This is a genomic window from Streptomyces sp. NBC_00328, assembly GCF_036139655.1.
Taxonomy (GTDB): domain Bacteria; phylum Actinomycetota; class Actinomycetes; order Streptomycetales; family Streptomycetaceae; genus Streptomyces.
Window position 1 is genome coordinate 1,912,640 of sequence record NZ_CP108013.1, and the last position, 15,880, is coordinate 1,928,519.

General features: G+C 69.2%; 11 protein-coding genes and 5 pseudogenes. 11 read left to right on the forward strand and 5 right to left on the reverse strand.

What is annotated here, in order from left to right; all coding sequences use genetic code 11:
- Positions 1-116: 116 nt before the first annotated feature.
- The 5 genes from OG485_RS08240 (at position 117) to adh (ending at position 6,709) form a co-directional block, all read left to right on the forward strand.
- Positions 117-1,601, forward strand: a complete 1,485-nt coding sequence (locus tag OG485_RS08240) for an APC family permease (RefSeq protein WP_328665392.1) — start codon at positions 117-119, stop codon at positions 1,599-1,601.
- Positions 1,598-2,611 carry an acetamidase/formamidase family protein gene (locus OG485_RS08245; RefSeq protein ID WP_328665395.1) on the forward strand — a complete coding sequence of 338 codons (1,014 nt, stop codon included), beginning with the start codon at positions 1,598-1,600 and terminating at the stop codon, positions 2,609-2,611. The genes OG485_RS08240 and OG485_RS08245 overlap by 4 nt, the downstream gene beginning before the upstream one ends.
- A 126-nt stretch (positions 2,612-2,737) precedes the next feature.
- Positions 2,738-3,337 (forward strand): N-acetylmuramoyl-L-alanine amidase, encoded by a 600-nt coding sequence (locus tag OG485_RS08250; RefSeq protein ID WP_328665396.1) that lies wholly within the window; start codon positions 2,738-2,740, stop codon positions 3,335-3,337.
- A 99-nt stretch (positions 3,338-3,436) separates the two neighbouring features.
- Entirely contained in the window at positions 3,437-4,774 is a 1,338-nt protein-coding gene (locus OG485_RS08255) for a GAF domain-containing protein (protein WP_328665398.1), read from the forward strand.
- A gap of 411 nt (positions 4,775-5,185) precedes the next feature.
- Entirely contained in the window at positions 5,186-6,709 is a 1,524-nt protein-coding gene (gene adh / locus OG485_RS08260) for an aldehyde dehydrogenase (RefSeq protein ID WP_326789238.1), read from the forward strand.
- A 214-nt stretch (positions 6,710-6,923) separates the two neighbouring features.
- On the opposite strand, the pseudogene OG485_RS08265 reads toward adh, so the two are convergent.
- The 3 genes and pseudogenes from OG485_RS08265 to OG485_RS43970 form a co-directional block, all read right to left on the reverse strand.
- A pseudogene (locus OG485_RS08265) lies at positions 6,924-7,789 on the reverse strand (transposase); the annotation flags it as partial.
- A gap of 201 nt (positions 7,790-7,990) precedes the next feature.
- Complete coding sequence (locus OG485_RS08270; RefSeq protein WP_328665402.1) at positions 7,991-9,484, reverse strand: peptidoglycan-binding protein; 1,494 nt, start codon at positions 9,482-9,484, stop codon at positions 7,991-7,993.
- 864 nt (positions 9,485-10,348) lie between these two features.
- Positions 10,349-10,633 carry a transposase gene (locus OG485_RS43970; RefSeq protein WP_443048672.1) on the reverse strand — a complete coding sequence of 95 codons (285 nt, stop codon included), beginning with the start codon at positions 10,631-10,633 and terminating at the stop codon, positions 10,349-10,351.
- Positions 10,634-10,659: 26 nt separating this feature from the next.
- Here OG485_RS43970 and OG485_RS08275 point away from each other — a divergent pair.
- Positions 10,660-10,890: pseudogene (locus OG485_RS08275) on the forward strand (DALR anticodon-binding domain-containing protein); the annotation flags it as partial.
- A gap of 55 nt (positions 10,891-10,945) precedes the next feature.
- On the opposite strand, the gene OG485_RS08280 reads toward OG485_RS08275, so the two are convergent.
- Positions 10,946-11,392, reverse strand: coding sequence for a peptidoglycan-binding domain-containing protein (locus OG485_RS08280; RefSeq protein WP_328665404.1), 447 nt, complete (start codon positions 11,390-11,392; stop codon positions 10,946-10,948).
- Between the two features lie 241 nt (positions 11,393-11,633).
- Between OG485_RS08280 and OG485_RS08285 the strand changes: the two genes are divergently transcribed.
- From OG485_RS08285 to OG485_RS08295, 3 genes and pseudogenes are all read left to right on the forward strand, one after another.
- The gene (locus tag OG485_RS08285; RefSeq protein ID WP_328665406.1) at positions 11,634-12,461 is read left to right on the forward strand and encodes a peptidoglycan-binding protein; all 828 of its coding nucleotides are present in this window, start codon (positions 11,634-11,636) and stop codon (positions 12,459-12,461) included.
- Complete coding sequence (locus OG485_RS08290; RefSeq protein ID WP_328665408.1) at positions 12,458-13,456, forward strand: helix-turn-helix domain-containing protein; 999 nt, start codon at positions 12,458-12,460, stop codon at positions 13,454-13,456. Before OG485_RS08285 ends, OG485_RS08290 begins: the two co-directional genes overlap by 4 nt.
- A 258-nt stretch (positions 13,457-13,714) precedes the next feature.
- Positions 13,715-14,446: pseudogene (locus tag OG485_RS08295) on the forward strand (metallophosphoesterase); the annotation flags it as partial.
- A 177-nt stretch (positions 14,447-14,623) separates the two neighbouring features.
- Here the strand turns inward: OG485_RS08295 and OG485_RS43975 are convergent.
- Positions 14,624-15,265 (reverse strand): annotated as a pseudogene (locus OG485_RS43975) (HAMP domain-containing protein); the annotation flags it as partial.
- Between OG485_RS43975 and OG485_RS43980 the strand changes: the two are divergent.
- Positions 15,241-15,482, forward strand: a pseudogene (locus OG485_RS43980) (RHS repeat-associated core domain-containing protein); the annotation flags it as partial. The pseudogenes OG485_RS43975 and OG485_RS43980 sit on opposite strands and share 25 nt — an antisense overlap.
- Positions 15,462-15,815: a polymorphic toxin type 28 domain-containing protein gene (locus OG485_RS43985; protein WP_443048905.1), complete on the forward strand. Its 354-nt coding sequence runs from the start codon at positions 15,462-15,464 to the stop codon at positions 15,813-15,815. The pseudogene OG485_RS43980 and the gene OG485_RS43985, both read left to right, overlap by 21 nt.
- The last annotated feature ends 65 nt before the right edge of the window (positions 15,816-15,880 follow it).

Genomic DNA, 15,880 nt, shown 5'->3' on the forward strand with positions numbered 1-15,880 from the left:
CGTCCACGGACTCGCGCCCGCCTCTTCCTGCCCAACCGGCAAGCGCCGTACCGTAATTCACGCGAGGCGCAGCCGTCCTGCCGGAGGCTGTGTTCCGGTCGGATCGGGGGGTTCAGATGTCGGAGGAGGCGGTTCCGGGTCTGCGGCGTGAGGCGATCGGCCTGCGCGAGGTCCTGTTCCAGAGCATCACGGCGATGGCGCCGGCTGCGGCCGTCGCCGCGTCCATCCCGTCGGGAGCGGCGTTCGCCGGCGGCAGTCTGCCGCTGTCCGTGCTGATCGCCCTGGTGGCATGCCTGTTCACCGCGTCGTGCGTGGCCGAACTGGCGCGGGAGATGCCCGCCGCGGGGTCGGTGGCCACCTATACCGCGCAGGGACTGCACCCGTCCGCGGGATTCCTCGTGGGCTGGGGCTATGTGTTCGTCGAGGCCCTGGTGCCGCCTCTGCTCCTTCTCCAGCTCGGGTTCACCACCGCGGGCACACTGCACCAGGAATGGTCCTCGTACCCGGGCGACCTGTGGTGGCCCTGGTCGCTCGCGGGCGCTGCGGTCATCGCGTTGGCGGGCTACTGGGGGGTGCGCGCCTCGGCCCGCTTCGGCACCGTCCTCGGCGTCTTCGAGGTGCTGGTCTTCCTCGTCTTCGCGGTGTGGCTGATCGTCAAGGCCGGGGGTGACAACACGCTGTCGGTGTTCGGCACGTCCCACACCGCCACGGGCTACGACGGGATCAGCGGCGTGTTCGCGGGATCGGTGTACACCGTGCTGGCCTTCGCCGGGTTCGAGGCGGCGGCCCCGCTCGCGGAGGAGACCAAGGACCCGCGCCGCACGATGCACCGGGCCGTCCTCGGCGCGGCGCTCGCCATCGGTCTCGTCTACGTCCTGACGACGTACGCCATGTCGGTGTACTTCGGCCCCGACCGGTTCGCGGGATTCGGGGCCTCCGGTGCCGCCTCGTGGGAAGGAGTCGCTCGCACCTCGTTCGGGCTGTTCTGGGTGCTCGTGTTCCTCGCGGTGGTCAACTCGACGATCGCCAACGCCAACGCCTGTGCCACCGTCTCCACGCGAACGGCCTTCGCCTTGGCTCGGATCCGGGTCTTTCCCGCGCTCTTCGCGCGCGTGCACCCCAGACACCGCTCCCCCGCTGCCGGGGTGGCCGTACAGTCCGCCGTGACGGTGGCGGCGATGCTGGGTCTCGGCCTCGCGTACGACCCCGTGACCGCGTTCCTGCTCCTCGCGACCGTGATCGTCACCGTGGTGATCGGCGTGTACATCGTGGTCAATCTCGCCTGCGCGGGCTACTTCCTGCGCCGCAGACGCGAGTTGCTCAAGCCGGTGCGGCACCTGGTGTTCCCGCTGCTCGGCATCATCGCCTTCGTTCCCGCCCTGCTGACGGCCGCGGGTCTGCCGGTCTTCGACTTCGTGACCGAGCTGACCCCGCCCGTGTCGTACGCCGGACCGGTCGTGGGTGTCTGGATGTCGGCCGGTGTCGTGATATTGATCTTCCTGCTGCGCCGCCACCCCGGACGCATAGCCGAGACCGCCCGTGTCCACCTCGACGAGACCTCGACCCCCGCCCCTTCGCAGAGCGGAGTTGTGCAGTCATGAGCGACCCCCGGATCCTGACCGTGCGCCCCACACCGGACGAGTTCGCCTGGACGTTCGGCGGGGCACCTCCCGTGGCCCGCATCGCACCGGGCACGGTCCTCGATCTCTACACCGAGGACTGCTTCGCGGGACGGGTTCGCTCCGAGAAGGACTTGGTCTCCGAGGTGTGCGAGTTCCCGTTCCTGAATCCGCAGACGGGTCCCTTCCATGTCGAGGGAGCGGAGCCCGGTGACACGGTCGCGGTCCACTTCGTCTCGATCGAGCCGGCCCGTGACTGGGCGGCGTCGACGACGGTCCCGCTCTTCGGTGCCCTGACCTCCACGCACACCACCGCGTCCCTCCAGCCACCGCTGCCGGAGACCGTGTGGATCTGGCAGCTCGACCGGCAGCGGCGGACCGCGCTGTTCAGCGCGCGGGACAGCGACCTCCAGGTCGAACTGCCGATGGATCCGATGCACGGCACCGTGGGTGTGGCGCCCGCGAACCTGGAGGTGCGCTCCGCCCTGGTGCCCGACGCGCACGGCGGAAACATGGACACGCCGGAGATGCGGGCAGGAGTGACCTGCTACCTCGGGGTGAACGTCGAAGGCGCCCTGCTCAGTCTGGGCGACGGGCACGCGCGCCAGGGTGAGGGCGAGACCTGTGGAGTCGCGGTCGAATGCGCGATGAACACGGTGGTGATCGTCGAGCTTCTCAAGGGCGTCTCCACCCCCTGGCCGCGGATCGAGTCCGACACCCACATCATCTCGACCGGCTCGGCACGCCCGCTGGAGGATGCCTTCCGGATATCCCAGCTCGACCTCGTGCAGTGGCTGGTGCGCGACTACGGGTTCAGCGAGCTGGACGCGTACCAGTTCGCGACACAGACGGTCGAGTCCCCCCTCGCGAACGTCTGCGACACCAATTACACGTGCGTCGCCAAGCTCCGCAAGGAATGGCTGCCCGCGCGTGAAACCCATCGCGGACTGCACGCCCGGCTGCGGGAGACAGCCGCGGTACTCCGGCACTGATCGTGCACTCCGCGCGGTCCGGAACCTGAACCGGCACTCCGCCGCGTCCGGTGTCCGCGCCGACATGCCCGACTCCGGGCCGCGGATTCACGGCCCCGCCCCCCACCGACGAAAGGCCAACTCTCCATGGAACGAGCACGGCCGTTCCCGAGCCGACGGCGGCTGCTCAAGGGCGCGGCCCTCGCGGCCCTCCCCTACGCGTTGCTACCCGATGCCAAGGCGGCCGCGCATCCGGCGGCCGTCGACTATCCGGGCGCTGACTGGAATCCGGCAACCAGCTCCAACTACACGGAGTCGGACCGCCCCTACAGCTACGAACTCGACTATGTGGTCATCCACGTCACCCAGGCCACGTATGCCACGACCCTGTCCATCTTCCAGAATCCGCAGAAGAAGGTGTCCGCGCACTATCTCGTGCGCTCGGCCGACGGCCATGTCACCCAGTGCGTGAGGGAGCGCGATGTCGCCTGGCACGCGGGTAACTGGGACTACAACACCAGAAGCATCGGTATCGAGCACGAGGGCTGGGTGGACCGGCCCGCCTACTTCACCAACGCGCTCTACGAGGAGTCGGCCAGGCTCACCGCCACGATCTGCGACCAGTACGGGATCCCCAAGGACCGCGCCCACATCCTCGGCCACTACGAGGTACCGGGCACCGATCACACGGATCCCGGGCCGAACTGGGACTGGACGCGCTACATCAGGCTCGTCAACTTCGCCTGACCAGGGGCGGCCTCGCGGTGATCCGGACGGACTAGCCGCGAGGCACCGGGCGGAAGGGGAGCGTCACACGGGTTGTCCAGGCCCGCACCGGGAGTGACGATGGGACCCATTCGCATCGCCTTCCGGGAGGCCGAGTTGACCGATCCTTGGGTGGCCCTGGAACCGGGCGCCGATCCCGCCGAGCGGGTTCGGCTGATGCGCCGCGCGTACGAGTCGTTCACCGAGGCCGGCACGGTGCCGCGGCCGGTTCGTGCCGTGGTCGCCGAGTCGTGGCGGCGTTCGGCGCGGGCGGGCGTCGTTCCGGAGGGCACCGCGAGGGTGGAACTCACGGACGGGGAACTCGGTTCCTACCGGGCGGAGCATCCGCTCGCGCGGGTGATGCCGCTGTTCCGGGAGCTCATGGGGACGTTCGCGGCGGACGGGGAGCACCTGCTGGCCGTATGCGACGCGCAGGGCAGGCTCCTGTGGGTCGAGGGCCATCCCGGAACACGACGGCAGGCCGGACGGATGAACTTCGTGCCGGGCGCGCGGTGGTCGGAGTCGGCGGTCGGAACGAACGCGCCGGGCACGGCGGTCGCCGTCGACCGGCCGGTGCAGGTGTTCGCGGCCGAGCATTTCTTCCGGCGGGTGCAACCCTGGACCTGTGCGGCAGCCCCTGTGCACGATCCACGCACCGGACGGGTGCTCGGCGCGGTGGACATCACCGGCGGGGACGGGCTCGCGCATCCGCACAGCCTCGGCTTCGTGCAGGCGGTGGCGCGAGCCGCAGAGGCTCATCTGGCGCTGCTCGCACCGTCGCAGGCCCTGGCCGGCTCCCTCGAACTGACCGCGCTGGGACGCGACGAGGCTCAACTGGTGTCGGACGGGCGGAAGATCAGGCTCAGCCGCAGGCACAGCGAGATCCTGGTGCTGCTGGCCCGGCACCCGGAAGGCATGACGGGCGACGAGTTGCAGTGCGCGCTCTATGAGGACGAGTCGGTGACGCCGGTGACTCTGCGGGCCGAGCTGGCGCGGCTGCGCAGAATCCTCGGTCCCGGGCTGCTGGGCTCACGTCCCTACCGGCTCACCCGGCCGGTCGAGTCCGATGTGGCGGTGGTGGAACGGCGGCTCGGCAGCGGCTCGGTGACGGCGGCCGCGGCGGTGTACGCCGGACCGCTGCTGCCGGGCTCGACGGCACCGGCGGTGACCCGGTTGCGGCGACGGCTCACCGACGGGCTGCGCACGGCGATCATCGCCCGGCGGGACCCCGACCTGCTGGCCGACTGGGCCCGTGCGCCCTGGGGCGAGGACGATCTCGACGTCTGGCGGGCACTGTCCGCGCTGCGCCCGGCGGCGGCCGTACACGCGCGGGTGGCGGAGCTGGAGTCCGAGCAGGCCGCACCGGCCGGATGGGCACACTCCGCGCGCGACGGCCGGATGCGACCGCCGCCGCGCTGACGGAGCGGGACGGGCCACTTGCGGGGCGGGGCGGAGTGGCATGCCTGGGCCCAAGTCCGAGACCGGGCCCAGGGCCGAAGCCAGGCCCCGGGTGCGGGGTCCGGGCTCAAGTTCGGGCTCTGTTCCAGGTACGGGCCTGGTCCCAAGTCCTGGGTCCGAGTCGGGCGCGGCTCAACTCCGGGCCCGGTTCCAAGTCCCGGGTCCGGGTCCAGGTCCAGGCTCGGGCTCGGGCTCGGTCGCAGATCCCGGTCCCGGTTCCGGTCCTGGTCCTGATCCCGGTCTTGATCCCGGTCCTGTTCCCGGTCCTGGTCCTGGTCCTGGTCCGCGCAACGTCCTTGCAACGTCCGGGTTTCTAGCCTCGTGGCGAGAGCTGCCCAACGGCGGGCAGCGCTTCTCCGGGAGGCAACCAGCATGACCCGTTACGCGGCACCCGGCACCGAGGGCGCGATCGTCTCCTACCAGGCGCGGTACGACCACTTCATCGGCGGGGAGTACGTGGCGCCGGCTCGCGGTCAGTACTTCGAGAACCCGAGCCCGTTGAACGGGCAGCCGTTCACCGAGGTCGCGCGAGGCACGGCCGAGGACGTGGAACGCGCACTGGACGCGGCCCACGCGGCGGCGCCCGCGTGGGGGCGCACCTCCGTGACCGCACGCGCCGACATCCTGCTCAAGATCGCCGACCGGATGGAGGCGAACCTGGAGAAGCTGGCGGTCGCGGAGAGCTGGGAGAACGGCAAGCCGGTCCGCGAGACGCTGGCGGCGGACATCCCGCTCGCCATCGACCACTTCCGCTACTTCGCCGGGGCGATCCGCGCTCAGGAGGGTTCGCTCGGCGAGGTCGACGACGACACCGTCGCGTATCACTTCCACGAGCCGCTCGGTGTGGTCGCGCAGATCATTCCGTGGAACTTCCCCATTCTGATGGCGGTGTGGAAGCTCGCTCCGGCCCTGGCGGCCGGCAACGCGGTCGTCATCAAGCCGGCCGAGCAGACACCGGCGTCCATCCACTACTGGATGAGCCTGATCGCGGACCTGATCCCGCCGGGTGTGGTGAACATCGTCAACGGCTTCGGCGTGGAGGCGGGCAAGCCCCTGGCGTCCAGCCCGCGGGTGGCGAAAGTCGCGTTCACGGGTGAGACCACCACGGGGCGGCTGATCATGCAGTACGCCTCGGAGAACATCAAGCCGGTCACGCTGGAGCTGGGCGGCAAGTCACCGAACATCTTCTTCGACGACGTGTGGGCGCAGGACGACGACTTCCGCGACAAGGCGCTCGAAGGCTTCACGATGTTCGCGCTCAACCAGGGCGAGGTGTGCACGTGCCCCTCGCGCGCCCTCGTCCAGCGAGGCCACTACCGCGAGTTCATGGAGGCGGCGGTCGCCCGCACCGAGCTCATCAAGCCCGGTAACCCGCTCGACACGGACACGATGATCGGCGCCCAGGCGTCCAACGACCAGTTGGAGAAGATCCTCTCCTACCTGGACATCGGCCGCCAGGAGGGCGCCAAGGTGCTCACCGGCGGTGAACGCATCGAGCACGACGGCGAGTTGAAGGGCGGTTACTACGTCCAGCCGACGATCTTCGAGGGCGACAACCGGATGCGGATCTTCCAGGAGGAGATCTTCGGCCCGGTCGTCTCGGTGACGTCGTTCGACGACTTCGACGACGCCATCAAGATCGCGAACGACACGCTGTACGGGCTCGGCGCCGGCGTGTGGACGCGGGACATCAACACCGCCTACCGGGCGGGCCGTTCCATCCAGGCCGGCCGCGTCTGGACGAACTGCTACCACGCATATCCGGCACATGCCGCATTCGGCGGATATAAGCAGTCCGGCATCGGCCGCGAGAACCACAAGATGATGCTGGAGCACTACCAGCAGACGAAGAACCTGCTGGTGAGCTACTCACCGAAGAAGCTGGGGTTCTTCTAGAGACAGAAGAAGGGCGCCTGAACAGGTACTTCACCTGTCAGGTGCCCTTCCTGGCCCACGTCCGGGCCGCGGAGTGAGATACAAGGTTCCTCCCGATATCTCCCACTTCTATCCCCTGACCAGCTGTTCCGGGGCATTTCCGGGCCAAGGCGCGGTTCACACGTCCTGCGGTGGGACATCGGGCCCCTCCCACCGTCGCATCGAGTCCTCTATGTTCGACGGTGTTGCGGTCCTTGTGCAGGTCGGGATCATGCCCGACCGGGCGGCCACCGCGCGAGCCTTTCTTCTTGCGGTTGGCTGCCTGGTCGACCTTCTCCGGGATGACACTGCGGATGCGGCGTCGCCGCAGGTAGGCGCGGTTCGCGCGGGAGGAGTACGCCTTGTCGGCGGCGACCGCGCCGGGCCGGGTGCGCGGGCGGCCGACCGGTCCGCGAACCCTGACGCCCTCCAGCACCGGGATGAAGCGGGGGCTGTCGACGGCCTGACCCGGGGTGACGACGAACGACAGCGGCCGGCACCGGCGGTCGGCCGCGAGGTGGGTCTTGGTGGTCAGACCACCGCGCGAGCGACCCAGTTCGGCCGCGCGGAGCCGGGCTTTGTGACGTCGGCGTGTTCGGCGGCGTTCCTCGCGCGCTGCCTGGTCGTCCTCCTCTCCAAGCGGGGCTATCGGGGCGCTTTGCCCCTTTCGAGGAGCCCCTTTTCCTCGGCGACGGCCTTATCCAGGTCCTTGAGGAGTTCGGGGTCGACCACCATCCCGGCCGCGTGATGATGAGCGCGCGAAACCATGGAATCCACGCTGACCAGGTCGAGATCCGCCTGCCCGCGGGCCGCGGCCTCGGCGATCATCCCGTCCATCAGCATCCGGAAGGTCCCGGCCACCGCCCAGCGCTGGAACGCGCCGTAGACGGTCGACCAGGAGCCGTACTCCTCCGGCACGTCACGCCAGGGGCTCCCGGCCCTGAACCGCCACATCGCACCGTTGAACTGCCGCCGCAGGTCAGGGATCGGGCCACGCTCACCCACCGGCAAGAACGGCTCGACCAACTCCCACTCGGCATCCGAGAGATCACCACTCGCCATCCTCGACAACCACCAGGCCCAGGCTGCCGCACATCGGCAAATCCAGAAACCGATGATCTGAACCTGGAACAGGCCCTAGGCCGTGATCCGTCCGGTCGTGCCGGACGGATCACGGGCCGGCGTCGTGTCGACGGGGCGGCTGTCTGCCGGTGCCACGGGATCACGTGCCCGGAGGAAACGGCGCCTCGGTCCGGTACCCGGTCAGCGGACGCGGATGAAGACCACGTCGTAGGTCGAAGCCGTGGTGCGGTTCTTGATGTAGACACCGTCCGGCCCGTTGCCGTTGGGATCGCTGGTGTTGCCCTCGACGGCGGTGAAGCTGGAGCCGCCGCTCACCGTGCGCACGATGCCGATGTGCTCATGCCCGCCGGTGTAGTCGTTGCCGCCGTTCCAGTCATAGGCCACGATGTCGCCGGGCTGCGGGTCGGTCGTCACCGAGAGGTGCCGCTGGCCGGCCCGTGCCTTGTTGACCCAGCCCGAGACGTAGGTGTCGTTGAAGGTGGTGGCCCCCGTCTGCTTGGCCACCCAGCTCACGAAGGTCGCGCACCAGGCATAGCCGTTGGTGGACTTGGACATGCCCACGGCGGAGCCGTAGCTGTTCGCCCGGGCGCTGCCCTGGAGCGTGCCGACCTCGGCCGCGGCCACGTCGAGCATCTTGCTGTAGCCGCCGCCGGGCGGGGTCGTGGCCGGCGGGGTGACCGCCCCGTACAGGGCCGACTTGGTGCCCGGCCCGACCCTGCCGTCGACCGTGAGGCCTTTCTCGGACTGGAAGTCCCGCACCGCAGAGTCGGTCATCGCCCCGAACTCGCCGTCCACGGCGAGGTCGGCGCCGTGGTGGTTGAGCAGGCTCTGCAGCTCGGTGACACAGCCGCTCTTCTGGCCCTTGACGATCTCGTTCGGGCAGGACGCCGAGGTCAGGTTGATCGGCGACGGGGCGCCGTTGCCGCCGCCACCGCTGATGTTGGCGTACAGGGCGGCCTTGGTGGCCGGGCCGACGTCGCCGTCGGGCTCCAGGCCGTGCGCGGTCTGGAACGCCTGCACGGCCACGAAGGTCTCGGCGCCGAACTGGCCGTCGACGGCCACGTGCTGCCCCTGACCGTTGAGCAGGGCCTGCAGGGTCAGGACGCAACCGCCGCTCTGCTCCTCCGTGATGGTCGCCGGGCAGGCCGCCGAGCGCAGGTCCAGAGCCGTCGACCCGGACTCGTCGGTGTTGTAGAGCTCGGCCTTGGTGCTCGGCCCGACCTGGCCGTCGGCCGTCAGGCCGTGCCCGGACTGGAAGGACTTCACCGCCGCCAGGGTGCCCGCCCCGAACTCACCGTCCGCGTCGACGCTGTAGCCGAAGTGGCGGAGCAGCCGCTGCAGTTCGGTGACGCAGCCGCTCTTGTTGCCCTGGACGACGTTCGCCGGGCACGAGGAGGACAGGAGGTTGATCGGCGCGGGCGCCGAGCCGCCGGTGGCGTAGAGCTTGACCTTGGTGCCGGGGCCCACCCGCCCGTCCACGGCGATGGCGACGGAGGACTGGTACACGCGGACCGCGTACAGGGTGGCGGCACCGAAGCTGCCGTCCACCGTCAGCCCGGCGCCGTGGGCGTTGAGCAGGTTCTGCAGCTCGGTGACGCAGCCGCTCGACTGACCCTGCAGGATCTCGGTGGGACAGGAGGCGGAGGTCAGCTTGATCGCCGCCGGCGCGGCCACCGCCGGACCGGCACCGAGCAGAGTGGCCGTCGAAAGGACCGCCGCAGTAGCGAGGAAAACCCCGATCCTGTGGCGATTCCGGACATGGAATGTACCGGCAGGTGAAACCACTGTGTTTCTCATGGGTACGAAATATCCTCTTCAATGGATCTACGGATTGTCGGTGGCGCCGGATTTGCCGGTCATGGAAGATTTCACACGCCAGCAGACGCCCCCTTCGGGCCGGGGTCGGTAAATCATGGCGAAGTCGGCGTTTCGTTCCGTAGTGGCGTATTTGCGAGCCGACGTCTACCGCGCTCGACAACGGAGTCGAGGCAGTCGAATATCGTGATCGAATTTCCATTCCGCGCACGACGGTGACAGCCCACCCCATACGCACAATGCCGTGCGACACAAATGGCCGAATTTCGCTGTCTTGGAAACAGGAAAATCGGCGGCGGGCCTCGACCCCGGATTTGAACACGTCCATGCGGCTCGGGTCAGGGTAGAAGCTCGAGCGGGCGATGCCCAGGATGTCGCAGAGCCGCTTGACGCCGAACCGGTGCTGGTGGTCCTCAACGAACTGGCAGCAGTTCACCAGCACGTCGCCGAGCAACCGAGGGGGATTTCGCCCCTCGGCCCTCACAGAACCTTGCTCAACAGTCTCCCGTTACATAGCTCTTGTCGTCCTGATCATCAAACCAGTACGGCGCTCACTGTTGGGGCAAGGCGCCAGTGCGCGAACATGCGAGGATATCGCCGGGCGATTTCCTGCAGCTTCACAAGTGCCTTCCATTGGCCGCGAGCCGTTTCCCCACCGCATCCAAGGTGGACCGTCCGGGCCGGTATCCGAACCGGAGCCGAAAGAACACCCCGGTTTTAATGTCATCTGATTTCGTTTCGACACGTCAGCAGCGATTCACTCTGAACCGTGTCATCACCAGGCCGCGGCGCCACCGCAGGTGTGGAGTAAGCGCCGGACCTGCGTCCGTCGGCGGCCCGGATCCGGTTCCGCAGCGTCTCGGTGTTCACTCCGAGATCAGCGGCGACCGACTTGACCGTCGCTCCAGGACGAGACCGGTACAACGCGACCGCATCCGCTTTGAACTCGGCGGGGTAGTGTGCTTCATCCCCACAGGGACTCCGTTCTCCTGGACCATCAAGATCCAAGTCTCTCCGGTGTCCAAACTCCGGGGTCAGGGCCCACGGTGCACGAGGTCGCCGCGGTGTACGAGCCGCACAAACCGGCGTCGTACCTGTACCGACCGGCCTCGCACCTGACGACGTTCTACGACCAGTGCCACGTGCTGTCCCCCGGCAACACGCCGGAGGCCGTCGAGAACCGCCTGCTCCTGGTCGACCTCACGGCCCGCACACTCCACCAGGGCATGGCACTCCTGGGCATCCGGACGCCCGAGCGTCTCTGAGACGACAGGCTGCGGCCCGTCCGCCCGGAAGGGAGGACGGGCCGCAGCCGCTCAGTCAGCCGTTGGCGAACCGCGCGAACGCGTCCTGGGTCCCGGATCCGGCGATGCCGTCGATGTCGCCGGTGTAGCCCCAGTTGTTCGCCAGTTGGCGCTGAAGCGCCTTGATCGTGTTGGTGCCGACGATGCCGTCGATGTCGCCGGTGTAGCCCCAGTACTGCTTGAGTTCGCGCTGGAACGCCTTCCAGCTGTTGGTGCCGAGCTTTCCGTCGATGTCGTCGGTGTAGCCCCAGTACTGCTTCAGCCAGGTCTGGACCTTCTTGGCCTCCGCGGTGGACAGGCCGAGGTTGGTCGTCGTGGCGGCAGCGGACTGAGAGGTCACCGCCGACTGGGCGGCCGGCGCGGACGCCGCGTAGCTGGTGCCCGCGGCGGCCAGGCTCCCGGCCGCGATGCCGGCGACGGCGGTGAGGCTGACGATGGTCCTGGCCAGGACGTGCGATCGCATGTGTTCCTCTTTCGGATCGTGGGTGAGCACCTGGCCCGACGGAGGAGCAGGTGACGACTCGATAGTGCGGGGCGGTCGGCGACGGCCGCCACAGCCTCTGCCCAAGTGACGGTCACCTGGGACACATCACCCGCTGACCTGCGCGAACGCCATCCACGGGGACGGTTCGGCGGGACGGCTGTGGCAGACGTCGTACTGCTCATGCAGAATGCGACGAAGCGGGAGACCGCTGATCATGGTCATGACCGCATCTGGGGGGAACATGCCGCGCCGCAAAGCGCTGCCCGCCGAACTGGACCCGCGTGTGAGGCAGTTGGTGACGCAGCTACGCCGGCTGAAGGATCACAGCGAGCTGAACATGCTCCAACTGGCGGCGAAGACGGGGTACAGCCAGAAGTCGTGGGAGCGGTATCTGGGCGGCAGGTCGCTCCCGCCCCGGGAAGCCGTGGAGGCGCTCGCCCGGATCGGCGGCGTCGATCCGGTCCGGCTGCTCGCGCTGCACGAGGTCGCCGCCGACACCTGGAACGGCGGCCGTGCACCCACGCCGACTCCAGCGCCTTCGCCTTCGCCGGAGGAGCCGGCGCAACCCGGGTTTCCGGTGGTGTCGGACACCTTGGCGACAAGAGCCGGACCCAGGCCTTCCCTCGGTCGTTCGCTGCGCATCGCGCTCGTGGCGGGAGCGGTCGCCCTGGTACTGGCCGTCACCTCGACCGTCCTGCTCGTCCTGCGTCTCAACGCCCACGAGAACGGGCCGTCGGTGACTTCCCCCGTCCCGGCCGCCGCCTCGGCGTCCGCACCGCTCGTGTACACGTGCAGGATCCAGCAGATCGACGGTCTCTGGTACGCGGGCATCAGCCGCACCCGGGACGCCGAACTCGCCTACGGCGGCGCCGGTTCCGACGTGGCCGAGGCGCAGTGCCTGCTGCGCCGGGCGGGCATCTCACCGGGCGGCATCGACGGGATGTTCGGTCCGCTGACACACCGAGCGGTCATGGCCATGCAGAAGCGCGCCGGTCTGGACGTGGACGGCATGGTCGGACCGCGCACCTGGCAGGCCCTGCGCGGATGACCAGGCCCGAGCCGTCACCGGAGAGTGCCAGACTGGCCGCCGGACTCAGGGAATTGAAGGACCGCACCGGCCTGAGTCTGGCGGGGCTCGCGGCGAAGACCACGTTCAGCAAGTCGTCCTGGGAGCGTTACCTCAAGGGCAGGACGCTGCCACCGCGCCCGGCGATACAGGAGCTGTGCCGCCTCGCCGGGGAACCGAACGGCCGGTGTCTGGCGCTGTGGGAGATCGCGAGGTCGGAGAACAGCGGGCCGAAGGAGCCGGCACAACCACAGCTCACCGCCCCGCCCCCGACTCCTGGTCCCACCCCTGCGCCCACGCCTACGCCTGAAGCATCCCCGTCCTCCGGCCAACGGGGGGCGACGGCCGCGGCGGTCCTCGCGGCGGTTTCCGCCCTGGTGTTCGGGGCGGTCCTGCTCAGCCTTCTCCTCGTCCCCCACCGGAGCGATCCGGCACGGCCGTCGGCGTCGGCGTCCCCGTCCGCCACCGGCCCGAGCTGCCGGGACACCGACTGCGAGGGCAGAGATCCGGCGGTCACGAAGTGCAGCGCCGCGCCCGAGACCCTGACCGAGCACCTCACCTCCACGGGAGCCTCGGTGCAACTGCGGTACAGCAGGGTGTGCGGGACCAGTTGGGCACGGATGTGGGGTACGCGGATCGGCGACGGGGTCGAACTGCGGGGCCGCGTCGCCCGGGTGAACAACCGTGCCGAGGCGGACACCTACGTCCACACCCCCATGACGGCGACCCGCCCGGGAACCGTAGTCCAGGCCTGCTTCCTGCCCGCGACGGGCGGCGGGAGGGAATGCTTCGAAAGCGAGGTGGACCAGCGTCCGCTGTCAGTGCCTGCCCCTACAGTCACCGATACGGCGACTCTTCCCAATCCGCTGCCCACACCGGCGACCGACCCGAGCGGCCGTTCCCTGGGCCTGCGGCTCCCGCCCGGGAGACTGATCGAGGCCTCGGCGGACGACCCGTCGGACAAGCCCCGGCTGTGACACTCCGGCAAGTCCGCCGCGCCCGGAAACTGGAGCGCTCTGGGCGGACAGGCCGCCCGGGCCGGGCTGCTGCCGGTCCTCGTGGACGTCGGTGGCAGTCAAGGCGGCCCGGCGGACCGGGAGTTGCAACCGCAGGAGACGTCCTACCCCGGTGACCACGACGCCGACGAGGTGCTCGCGGAGTTCTGGGAGGAGAACGCGGAGGACGAACTGGGCGAGGGGACCGAGCCCTTCGGACCCGACTGGCCCGGTCTGGCCCCCGCGGCGCCCGCCGGGTTGGACGGCCTCCGTGTCGCCCTGATCACCGACACCCACTACGGACCGCTCGATCGCGCCCGCTGGTCGGCACGGGTGTGCGAGACGGTGAACACGCTGGAAGCCGACCTGGTCTGCCACACCGGCGACATCGCGGACGGCACGGCCGAACGCCGCCGCGCCCAGGCCGCCCCGCTCGCAACCGTGCGGGCCACCCGGGCCCGCGTCTACGTCACCGGCAACCACGAGTACTACAGCGAGGCCCAGGGCTGGGTCGACCTGATGGACGAGCTGGGCTGGGAGCCGCTGCGCAACCGCCATCTGCTGCTCGAACGCGGAGGCGACACCCTCGTGGTCGCCGGCGTGGACGACGTCACCGCCGAATCCTCCGGCCTGGCAGGCCACCGCGCCCACCTCACCGGAGCCCTGAACGGCGCCGACCCCGACCTGCCCGTCCTGCTCCTGGCACACCAGCCCAAGTTCGTCGACCGGGCGGCAGCCGAAGGCATCGACCTCCAGCTCTCCGGCCACACCCACGGCGGCCAGATCTGGCCCTTCCACCACCTGGTCCGCATCGACCAGCCCGCCGTCGCCGGCCTCAGCCACCACGGCACCCGCACCCTCCTCTACACCAGCCGCGGCACCGGCTTCTGGGGCCCGCCGTTCCGCGTCTTCGCCCCCAGCGAGATCACCCTCCTCGTACTCCGCTCCCCGCACCCGCCCACCTCGCCGTAGCCCCGGGCGGGCCAGCACATCCGCTCGGAACTGTCCACGAGCCGAGGGGGTGCGGCCCCCGTCAGGTGGTGGCGGTGCGGCGATCACGCCGAGATCCAGCGGCTCCCACTCCTCGATGCCCTGCTCGCTGCTGGCCAGCGTCAGCAGTGACTCGACCAGGCGTTCCTGGGCCGCGCCGAGCATCAGGAGTTCCTCGCAGGTCGACCTCAGCGCCTCCGCGCTCGCGTCCGGATCGGCGGGCGCCACCTGCAGCAGCGCCCGCTCCACGGTCAAGGGTGTCCGCAGCCCGTGGGAGGCGTTGGCGACGAAATGGCGCTGCGACTGGAACACCGCGTCGAGCCGTTCGAACAGATCGTCGAGGGTCGCGCCGAGTTCCTTGAACTCCTCGTAGGGACTGTCCAGCCCGATCCGCGAGTGCAGGTTGCTGACCGAGATCGCCTGGGCGGTCGTCGTCATCGTACGCAGTGGCCTCAAGGCCCGACCGGCGATGATCCGGCCGAGGACGACCGAGGCCACACCCGTCACCGCAAGAGCGATCCCGGAGGAGACCAGCAGCGTGTGGAGGTCGTTGCCGGGCTGGCGGTCAGCGATGGCCGCGCCGCCGGGCACCTGCCTGCCGTCCAGTACAGGTGCCGTCTCGCGCGTCGAGCGTCCGGTCCAGAACAGTCCGAAGACGAAGGCAAGCAGGATCGTGCCGGAGACGAAGAACACGCTGCCGTACAGAAGGGTCAGCCGCCCGCGCAGCGTGCGGCGCATCACGGGAGCGCGATCCGATAGCCGCCCTCGCGGACGGCTCCACAGTCTGGGGCGGTACCGCATGGGCGGAGAACAGCACCGCCTGCACACCCCTGAGGTTCCCGGGCAGTATCACGACGCCGAAACCGCCCTGAACTACAACTACTTCCGCTACTACGACGCCGAGACCGCCCGCTATCTCAGCCCCGACCCTCTCGGGCTGGTCCCGGCACCGAATCCCAACACGTACGTAGACAACCCTCACCGGTGGACCGACCCCCTGGGGTTCGCGCCCGAGGAATGCCGCGAACTGGGGCCGCGCGACGACTCACTGAATGCCATCACCAAGCTTGAGAACATCAAGAAAGACCCGATCGGGTCCATCAACCCCCAGCCGAATCACAACCATTACAGCGCCGCTCGCCGCGAGGCCAGAGGAGAAGTCGTGGCCCGAAAGCCCGACGGTACCCCCTTCGGCCACATCAGCGACCTGAAGCAGGCCAGAAATGGCCTGGAGGGCATCCGCAGGATTCTGACAAAGGAATTGCAGAAGCCACCGGAGACGATCACTCCGCGCGGCATGGAAGTGCTGAGCCGGAAGCGGAAGACGCCATCGTCGAGCTCGAACGGCTGAACCGCTTCCTGAAGTCCATCGGCCATGGGTGAGGGCAGCTGCGGATGACGCCGATCCGTACCCTG

Coding starts and splice junctions, on each gene's coding strand:
- OG485_RS08290 (WP_328665408.1), top strand. CDS start 12,458: ATGACCAGGCCCGAGCCGTCACCGGAGAGTGCCAGACTGGCCGCCGGA.
- OG485_RS08245 (WP_328665395.1), top strand. CDS start 1,598: ATGAGCGACCCCCGGATCCTGACCGTGCGCCCCACACCGGACGAGTTC.
- OG485_RS08255 (WP_328665398.1), top strand. CDS start 3,437: ATGGGACCCATTCGCATCGCCTTCCGGGAGGCCGAGTTGACCGATCCT.
- OG485_RS08240 (WP_328665392.1), top strand. CDS start 117: ATGTCGGAGGAGGCGGTTCCGGGTCTGCGGCGTGAGGCGATCGGCCTG.
- OG485_RS08280 (WP_328665404.1), bottom strand. CDS start 11,392: ATGCGATCGCACGTCCTGGCCAGGACCATCGTCAGCCTCACCGCCGTC.
- adh (WP_326789238.1), top strand. CDS start 5,186: ATGACCCGTTACGCGGCACCCGGCACCGAGGGCGCGATCGTCTCCTAC.
- OG485_RS08285 (WP_328665406.1), top strand. CDS start 11,634: ATGACCGCATCTGGGGGGAACATGCCGCGCCGCAAAGCGCTGCCCGCC.
- OG485_RS08250 (WP_328665396.1), top strand. CDS start 2,738: ATGGAACGAGCACGGCCGTTCCCGAGCCGACGGCGGCTGCTCAAGGGC.